This window comes from Salibacterium aidingense DSM 18341 (assembly GCF_000429685.1).
GTDB lineage: Bacteria > Bacillota > Bacilli > Bacillales > Marinococcaceae > Salibacterium > Salibacterium aidingense.
Genome location: NZ_AUCI01000023.1, coordinates 43,001 through 51,116 on the forward strand (window position 1 = coordinate 43,001; position 8,116 = coordinate 51,116).

Below are 8,116 nucleotides of genomic sequence, written 5' to 3' on the forward strand. Positions count from 1 at the left end.
AATCCCGTACCACTTTTGAAGTGATACGGGATTATTTTTGGGATTCAGTCAACTGCTTACTACCTTTTGATACAGCTCCAAAGAAGAAGTAGTTTTCGTTAGATCTTTATTCTTTCCTGTACTCCGGTTCGAGATGGGAGGTTCTATAATGGTTGGGCGGGACCCCTACATATTTTTTAAATACACGGTAAAAGGTCGACACCGATTCAAATCCGACTTCAAAACAAATCGAAGCAATATCGTTATCCGTTTCCAGCAGCATCTTTTTGACCAGCTCGAGCCTGACTTCTGTTAAATACTGCATCGGCGTTTTTTCATAGTGTTCTTTGAAAATGCTGTGCACATAACGGGTGCTCATCCCCATTTTTTTTGAAATGTCATCTGAACCTGAGATTTCAAAATAATGCGTATTGATATAATTACGAAGCCACTCTACTCTCAATATATTTGTGTCATTGATTTGATTCGTTTGATAAGAACGTTTAAACACAAAGAGCAGTTCTGCCAAAAAAATCTTCATCGCAAGCATCCGCAGGTTATCTCCATGAGACTGCTCATACAGCATTTTCCGAAGCAGCTGCCTGAGTTCACTGCTGTCAAACAAGCTCATCTTCAGCACCCTGGATTCGTCAAACACCAGCGGAAGCAGTTCTGCTCTTACTTCTTCGCTTAAAAATGTTTCATTAAATTCGAGCACCAGGACCGTCATTTTTGACTTGGAAATAATCGAATGGTTCGTATACGGAGCCACCACCGCCACGTTATCTGCTTCTAACGAATGTTCCCTGTCGTTTAATGTACATTTCCCGTTTCCATCGAGCACGTATAAAATTTGATGGGTCACATGATGATGGGCCTGGACGATATCCTTTTCTTTATGCTTGCTTTCATACAGTTTTATTCCCTGTACTGCTTGTTCCGTCATGATACGACCTCCACATACCTTCGTACACACTGTCGTTTCTTGTATTATACTACAGTCTGTAAAGGTTTGGATACATACTGCCAGGTGTGCAAAAGTGTTCTTCTAATGTGTTTAAAATCTTCATCTTAAAAAGGGGGGCTGTATCAAAAGTCCATTTAAATTGGCAGGGGCTTTCGTAAGTACATGGGCATCCGCTGCAGGCGGACGCTTTCACTCCAGAGCACAAGGGCGACATCGGCTCCCTGCGGATCGCCGTGTCTTCTTTGCCGCCGGGCAGCGCCTCAGCTACATCCCTGAAGGAAGATCGGCTAAGTTCGGCACGTCCTGTGCCAACGCCGATCTGACTCCCATCGTGGGAGCCTTCGTTTGATGGGATCTTCGGCTGCTGCTTGAAAAGGAAACAGGCTAAAACCGCCACATCGTGTGGCAACGCCTGCATGACCAACATCCTGTTGGCCCGGAGTCGCCGCCTTCCGCTCCCGCCCAAAGTGGTTTTTCTTGAACATAGAAAAGGAACTGTACCTTTTGATACCGCTCCTCTGATGTTTCTATACGTCGTTATTCGCCTGTCATGGAGTCGACTTTGTCCTGGTTGTTATCGATCCATTCCTGCGCTACTTCTTCCGCGTCTTTGTTATTTTCTTCAATCTCCACAATCATCTGCTCTACATCTGCGATATCAATGCTCCAGTTGCTCAGGAATTCATAAGCCTCAGGTGCCTTGTCCTGAAAATCGGCATTTGTAATGACTTTCACCTCTGAGGTTTCAAAGAAATTGTCCGGATCTTCTAATACTTTCAAGTCGTAATCATTAAACATTGGATGGGGCCTCCAGCCGTAGAATACCACTGGCTGCTCCTGCTGGATTTTACGAGAGGCTTCTGCCATCATTCCACCCTCACTGGAAGCGACCACTTCCATGTTCAGGTCATAATTCTCCACCATATTCCGGGATGTTTCTGTGGCTTCCGCTCCCTCTTCGATCGCATACATTTCGTTTTCGAACTGATCTTCGTTGCCTTTTAAATCTTCCAGAGAATTAATATCTTCCATATATTCCGGAACCACCCAGCCTACTTCGGCTTCAGGGTAGCTTACGGCTGTTTCATCGAGGCTGTCTCCATACTCTTCCATATACGTGTTATGCATGGGAAACCAGCCGTCCATAAAGACATCAAGGTCGCCGCTGGACAATCCGGTAAATACGCCGCCTACATCAGCCTGGGTCTGTTCTACTTCATATCCCATGTCTTCAAGGATAATCGTTGCAATTTCTGTAGGAGGAACCGTACTGGTCCACGGGGTGACTCCTATTTCAATCACTTCATCTTTTGCGCTTTCATTATCCGCCGCTTCTTCATTCTGCGTCGTTTCCCCCGCGTCCTCCGAGGCATTTTCTGCACTGCTTTCCTCTTCCGATTCCCCGCAAGCGGCAAATACCATCATACTTGCGGCTGCTATGAAACTAAGTCCAAATTTTCTCATGTTCATTTCTCTCCTTTTCATAGAATTAAAGTTTGTCTCCAATGCCCTGGGTAATACGGTCGATGATAATAGCCAATACGACAATGCCAAGACCTCCGGTTAATCCTAAGCCCACGTTTACATTGGATATTCCGGACAATACTGTCGATCCGAGTCCTGGCGCTCCGATCATCGAAGCTATAACAGCCATCGACAGCGCCAGCATAATCGTCTGGTTTACTCCTGCCATAATTGTCTGCAGCGACATGGGCAGTTCTACTTTTAATAGCATCTGCCAGGAAGTGGAACCAAAAGCTTTGGAGGCCTCCGCAATATCCTCCGGCACCTGGCGTATCCCAAGATTCGTCATTCGGACTGCCGGCGGCGTGGCAAATATAAACGTAGCAATGACGGCTGGTACGCCTCCGAGCCCAAAAAGTAAAATCGCTGGTATAAGGTAAACGAAACTTGGAAGGGTCTGCATAAAATCCAGTACCGGCCTGATGAAACGGTTGACCATATCACTTTTAGCAGCGAGTATCCCAAGAGGCACTCCAAAAAATACAGAAAGAAAGGTAGCAACAATAACAATAGCTACGGTCATCATAGCTTCTGGCCATAATTCGACTGCTCCTAGATAGAGACAGCCCACCAGGGTAAAGAGCGCAATGCCTTTTCCGGCCAGCCATAACGCTAATCCAATTAATACAATCGTAATAAGCAGCGGGGGAAGAAAAATAAGAAAATCTGTAATCCCATCTACCACCGATTCTATACCGTCACTTAAACTATTAAAAAATCCGCCTACAGTGGGAAGAAGCCAGTCATTTACAAACGAATTGGTCCATTCCTCTAATGGGAGATAGAATGTCTTCATGATGTCACCTCCTCCTCTTTGCCAAGTACAAGACCTGATAGAATGGAAACCCGTGATACAATGCCCGTCAGTTTTCCATCTTGTAATACGGTAATCGGGTATTTCGTATCCACCGCATTCGCAATCAAGTCCTGAATTGGAGTGTCAGGGGTAGTCGTATGAAAATCAGAAATTAGTACACTTTCCATAGGAAGGCCTTGTTTGTGAGCACCAATTGCATCATCAATGGTTAATAATCCTTTCAAATGGCGTTCCCGGTCTACCACAAAAATACTGGACACCCCTGCTTCTTCCATTTTTCGAACAGCCACCCGCGGTCCATCTTTTTCTGATGCCAGAACCGAGGGGTTTTTCATAATATGAGAGGCGGTAAGCACTTTCGAACGGTCCACGTCTTCTACGAATCTTGACACATAATCATTTGCCGGAGACTCCAGAATTTGTTCTGCCGTTCCCACCTGAACGATAGCTCCATCTTTCATAATAGCTATCCGGTCTCCCAGTTTTAAGGCTTCGTCCAAGTCGTGGGTAATAAAGACGACCGTTTTGTTCCATTTGTTTTGCAGCTGCAGCAGCTCATCCTGCATTTCCTGGCGGATCAGCGGGTCCAGTGCGCTAAAGGCTTCATCCATCAGCAGAATATCAGTTTCATTGGCAAGGGCCCGGGCCAGTCCCACTCTTTGCTGCATTCCGCCGCTCAATTGCTCTGGATAGCTCTTTTCATATCCTTTCAGGCCGACATCTTCGATTGCCTTGGCGGCTTTTTCTTCCCGTTCGGATTTTTCTATACCTTGAATCTCGAGCCCATAGGCCACATTAGCAAGAACCGTACGGAAGGGGAATAAGCCAAACCGTTGAAAAACCATCCCAAGTTTTTGCCGTCTGGTTTCTATTAACTGCTGATTCGCAGCCTTCGTAATATCTTCGTTATCAATCCATACTTGTCCAAATGTGGGATCAATCAACCGATTCAGCAGCCGGATCAAGGTAGACTTTCCACTTCCGGAAAGGCCCATGATCACAAAGATTTCTCCTTCCTCTACGGAGAAGGAAGCCTGATTCACTCCTACGGTCATTCCTGATTCTGCTAATATTTCATCTTTTGTTTTACCTTGTTTTAAATATTCCATTCCCTTTTCCGGCGAAGGCCCAAAAATCTTAGTCAGTTCCTGCACGTTGATTTTACTCATGAACATTCTCCTTTGAATGTTTGCTTTTTATTTCTTGTTTATTCCTATTTTCCGACCTGCCCGCGCTGGGGTTTCTGCTTCTTGGTGATGAGCAGCGATTTCTTCCAGGTTACTTCGAATATCAGCTGGAAATGCATCGGGCCGGCCTGTCTCTGTGTTGATACCCATCAGCATTTGTTCACTTACTGCCAATTCTTCCTCCGTACTGCCGGTCATGACGAAATACACATGCATTCGTTTTGCATCATGGTCAAGCAGTTGATACGTTACACGGATGTCTTCTCCTTCTTTTGCTTCCATCAGATAAGAGAGGTGGGTTTCTAACGTATAAATCGTATAGGCATGGGCTTCGCGGCCTTTTTTATCCAGTCCGATAACCTGCATCAGTTCATCCACTGCCAGGCTGAATACAGCGGCATAAGCTGCATCATTCATGTGACCGTTGTAGTCTACCCATTCCGAGCGAACCTTTTCGTTTAAAAGAAGTTTGTTACCCATCATGACTGGACTCCTTTGTTTTGTTATGCATGATCGTCTGAGGTTCCGGCCAGTATTCTTCTACTAAGTCCAGCAGCTTCACGAGAAACTCATTACGCTGTTTTTCAAGCTCCGCTACGCTCTGATTACCGGCCCCTTTTTCACTTCCTTCAATGACTTGTTCTTTCAGCTCTTCTGTCAGTTCCGGCGCTTCCAGTTTCGTCCATGGAAGCTTTAATGCCGGTCCGAACTGATGAAGCATATGCCGCATTCCCTGGTCACCGCCGGCAAGATGAAATGTCATAAACGGTCCCATCTGAGCCCAGCGCAACCCGGCGCCATACGTTATCGCTGCATCGACTTCCTCTGTTGTCGCAATGCCGTCGTTTACAATATGAAGGGCCTCCCGCCACAACGCTTCCATGAGACGGTCGGCGACATGGCCTTCTACTTCTTTCTCGATGACGAGCGGTTTCATATCGACTTGTTTATAAATATCCTCTGCTTTATCCATTGTTTTCTGAACGGTAGAAGTACCGCCTACCAGCTCTACCAAAGGAAGCAGATATACTGGGTGAAACGGGTGGGCTACAATCACCCGTTCCGGATGATTGCAATCCTGCTGCAGGGTGGAGGGGGTGATCCCTGATGTACTGGAAGCAATAACTGCCTCCAGCGGAGCATGTTCATCAATATCAGAGAGAACCTTTCTTTTGATGTCCTCTCTCTCCGGGACGTTTTCCTGTACCAATGCAGCGTCTTTCACAGCATCTTCTATATTGTTTTTAAATGTCAGCCGGTCCATCGAAGCCCCTTCTGCCAGTCCCCGCTGTTCCATATACGGCCAAGCCTGCTCTACTCCTTTTCTCATCCGCTCTTCTGCACCTTCTGCCATGTCGGTTGCAACGACATCGCACCCGCCTGCTAAAAACCGTGTAATCCAGCCGACTCCGATAACTCCCGTTCCAACAATCGCCACCGTCGGCTGTTTCTGTTGACTTTCTCTCATGATTTCTCTCCTCCTATGGGGTGACGAATTTTTTATTCGTTCCTATCTCTTTTTTAACTGCAGTTTTTCTCTGGCAGCCTGCGGTGACATGACCTCGCCGCCCAGATTTTGAATAATGTCCACTGCTTTGTCTGTCAACTGTTCGTTTGTAGCAAGGACTCCTTTTTTCAAATATAAGTTATCCTCCAGCCCTACGCGGGCATTACCGCCCTGCAGAACTGATTCTGCCACGATCGGCATCTGCTGTGCCCCGATGCCAAATGCGGCCCAGCTGCTGTTATCGGGAATACGGCTTTTCATGTAGGCTATTGTTTCGGCATCGGCTGCTGCTCCCCACGGAATACCCAGACAAAACTGGAACAGCATATCATCGTCTACGAGTCCCTCGTTGTTTAGCTGGTTTGCCATGCGGATCTGACCCGTATCAAAACATTCAAGTTCCGGTTTCACCCCGCTTTGCTGAATCAATGCTGCATGTTCCCGCAGCCAGCTTCCTGGATTGATATATACCTGATCGCCGAAATTAATACTGCCGCAGTCGAGTGTGCAAATTTCCGGCAGCAGTTCTTCGACCGGCTCATGCCTTTCCTGCGGTATCTGAATATCTGTGCCGGCACCGCCTTTAGCTGGGTCGTCAGTGCTTGGCACCCAATCTCCGCCGCCGCCGGCTGTTATATTAATGATGACATCCGTATCGGCTTCTCTAATTCTTTCCACCGCTTCTTTAAACAGCTCCACATCATGGCTGAGTTTTCCTGTCTTTGGATCTCTTACATGAAGATGGACAATGGTGGCTCCGGCTTTTGCAGCTTTTATGGATGAATCCGCAATTTCTTTGGGTGTTACCGGTACATCCGGGTTTTTCTCTGTCGTTTCCCCTGCTCCTGTTACAGCGCAGGAAAGAATCGGATTTTTATTCATCAGAATGAGTCCCTCCTCTTATGCTTCGGTTTTTTGGTACATGTTCAAACACTTCTCCGCTTTCAAAAAACTGAATCAAACGGAAAATCCAGTCGTAGTATTCCATCCATTCATAAATTTCATGAAGAAGTTCATTTATTTGTTCCTCTTCTTCTTCTGTCAGTCTTTCTGTCTGTAGCAGCTTTTCCAGTCTGTTCTTTAATTTCTGCTCAAAATGTCTGCTTTTGTTTATGGCCTGCCGCCAATTTGACGTAAACAGGGAAATAAAGGTCTGATAATAATCCTGCTCGACCTGATAATAATCCTTCCGCCCCCCGAGTTGAAACGTCCGTTCGGCAATGTTCAATTCCATCATTTCACGGACGACCTGACTCATTCTTGTCTTGCTCATGCCTGTTTGTTCTGACAGCTCATCCAATGTCATGGGGGCACGGTTCATATAAATAATGCCCAATACCCTGCCGACCGTAGTGGAAGTTCCAAACGAACGCATGTTATCAGCAAGTTTTTCAATAATCTGGTTATGTGCTTGCTCCACTTCATGAAACACTTTATCGTCCATGGAGACCTCCTCTGAATGACTTATGTTTGCACTTTATCACACATCGTTTTTACTACAAACGTTCAGATGACTAAGTATAAATAAGTAAAGAAAAGATATAAGCAGATACAAACTTATGAATTTTATAAATAAAAAAGTTTACATAAATATCGTCAATATTGTACATTTTATAAATTTATAAGTTTATAGTTTACATTTATTGTTAAATTAGGATGTAACATACCCTGGTCAGGGGGGTACTTTCACTATGTTGCGGTTATCAGCGAATGGGATATGAGGATGGCTTGAGGACATTTATTCCGTTAAATGGCCGAATAATCGGCCTTCGTGAACTTTTCCGGACATTTTGGATCTATGTCAAGAAAGTAGACACCCTTTTTTATGATTTGTCCGTTATAAAACGGAACGGACGCAGGTTTTTTCCCACCTGTCAGGATAGATGATGCCGCGGAAGCGTCAAGCTCAAACCGCTTGACCCATCCGCTCTATCATCTAGAGCGGTGGTTAAGGAAAAAAGTACTCTCCTGCCTGCATTAGGAGGTTTCTACGGGCGCTCGACTCCGCAGAACCTGCTGTTTATAATACTGCACCGGGGTCAAATAGTTCAGGGTACTGTGGATACGCTTGCGGTTGTAAATCAGTTCAATATAGCGAAAAATCTTGTCATGCGCCTGTTGATGGGACGGAAACC

9 protein-coding genes are annotated in these 8,116 nt (G+C 45.8%); all 9 read right to left on the reverse strand.

All coding sequences use genetic code 11. The features are described from left to right. Positions 1–106: 106 nt before the first annotated feature. Positions 107–925 carry an AraC family transcriptional regulator gene (locus G475_RS0117970; RefSeq protein WP_026702467.1) on the reverse strand — a complete coding sequence of 273 codons (819 nt, stop codon included), beginning with the start codon at positions 923–925 and terminating at the stop codon, positions 107–109. A 558-nt stretch (positions 926–1,483) separates the two neighbouring features. Further along, positions 1,484–2,410, reverse strand: a complete 927-nt coding sequence (locus G475_RS0117980; protein WP_026702469.1) for a glycine betaine ABC transporter substrate-binding protein — start codon at positions 2,408–2,410, stop codon at positions 1,484–1,486. A gap of 25 nt (positions 2,411–2,435) precedes the next feature. Next, on the reverse strand, positions 2,436–3,266 hold the full coding sequence (locus G475_RS0117985; protein WP_026702470.1) for an ABC transporter permease: 831 nt from the start codon (positions 3,264–3,266) through the stop codon (positions 2,436–2,438). Then, on the reverse strand, positions 3,263–4,456 hold the full coding sequence (locus tag G475_RS0117990) for a quaternary amine ABC transporter ATP-binding protein (protein ID WP_026702471.1): 1,194 nt from the start codon (positions 4,454–4,456) through the stop codon (positions 3,263–3,265). Before G475_RS0117990 ends, G475_RS0117985 begins: the two co-directional genes overlap by 4 nt. Before the next feature lie 27 nt (positions 4,457–4,483). Continuing rightward, positions 4,484–4,957, reverse strand: a complete 474-nt coding sequence (locus G475_RS0117995) for a thioesterase family protein (RefSeq protein WP_026702472.1) — start codon at positions 4,955–4,957, stop codon at positions 4,484–4,486. Continuing rightward, positions 4,947–5,942, reverse strand: a complete 996-nt coding sequence (locus G475_RS25545; RefSeq protein ID WP_035711765.1) for a 3-hydroxyacyl-CoA dehydrogenase NAD-binding domain-containing protein — start codon at positions 5,940–5,942, stop codon at positions 4,947–4,949. The genes G475_RS0117995 and G475_RS25545 overlap by 11 nt, the downstream gene beginning before the upstream one ends. Before the next feature lie 42 nt (positions 5,943–5,984). Beyond that, positions 5,985–6,863 carry a BKACE family enzyme gene (locus tag G475_RS0118005; protein ID WP_026702473.1) on the reverse strand — a complete coding sequence of 293 codons (879 nt, stop codon included), beginning with the start codon at positions 6,861–6,863 and terminating at the stop codon, positions 5,985–5,987. Next, positions 6,856–7,425: a GbsR/MarR family transcriptional regulator gene (locus G475_RS0118010; protein WP_026702474.1), complete on the reverse strand. Its 570-nt coding sequence runs from the start codon at positions 7,423–7,425 to the stop codon at positions 6,856–6,858. The genes G475_RS0118005 and G475_RS0118010 overlap by 8 nt, the downstream gene beginning before the upstream one ends. A gap of 533 nt (positions 7,426–7,958) precedes the next feature. Next, the coding region (locus G475_RS28100; RefSeq protein ID WP_156911782.1) for an IS3 family transposase at positions 7,959–8,116 on the reverse strand (158 nt) is incomplete at its 5' end.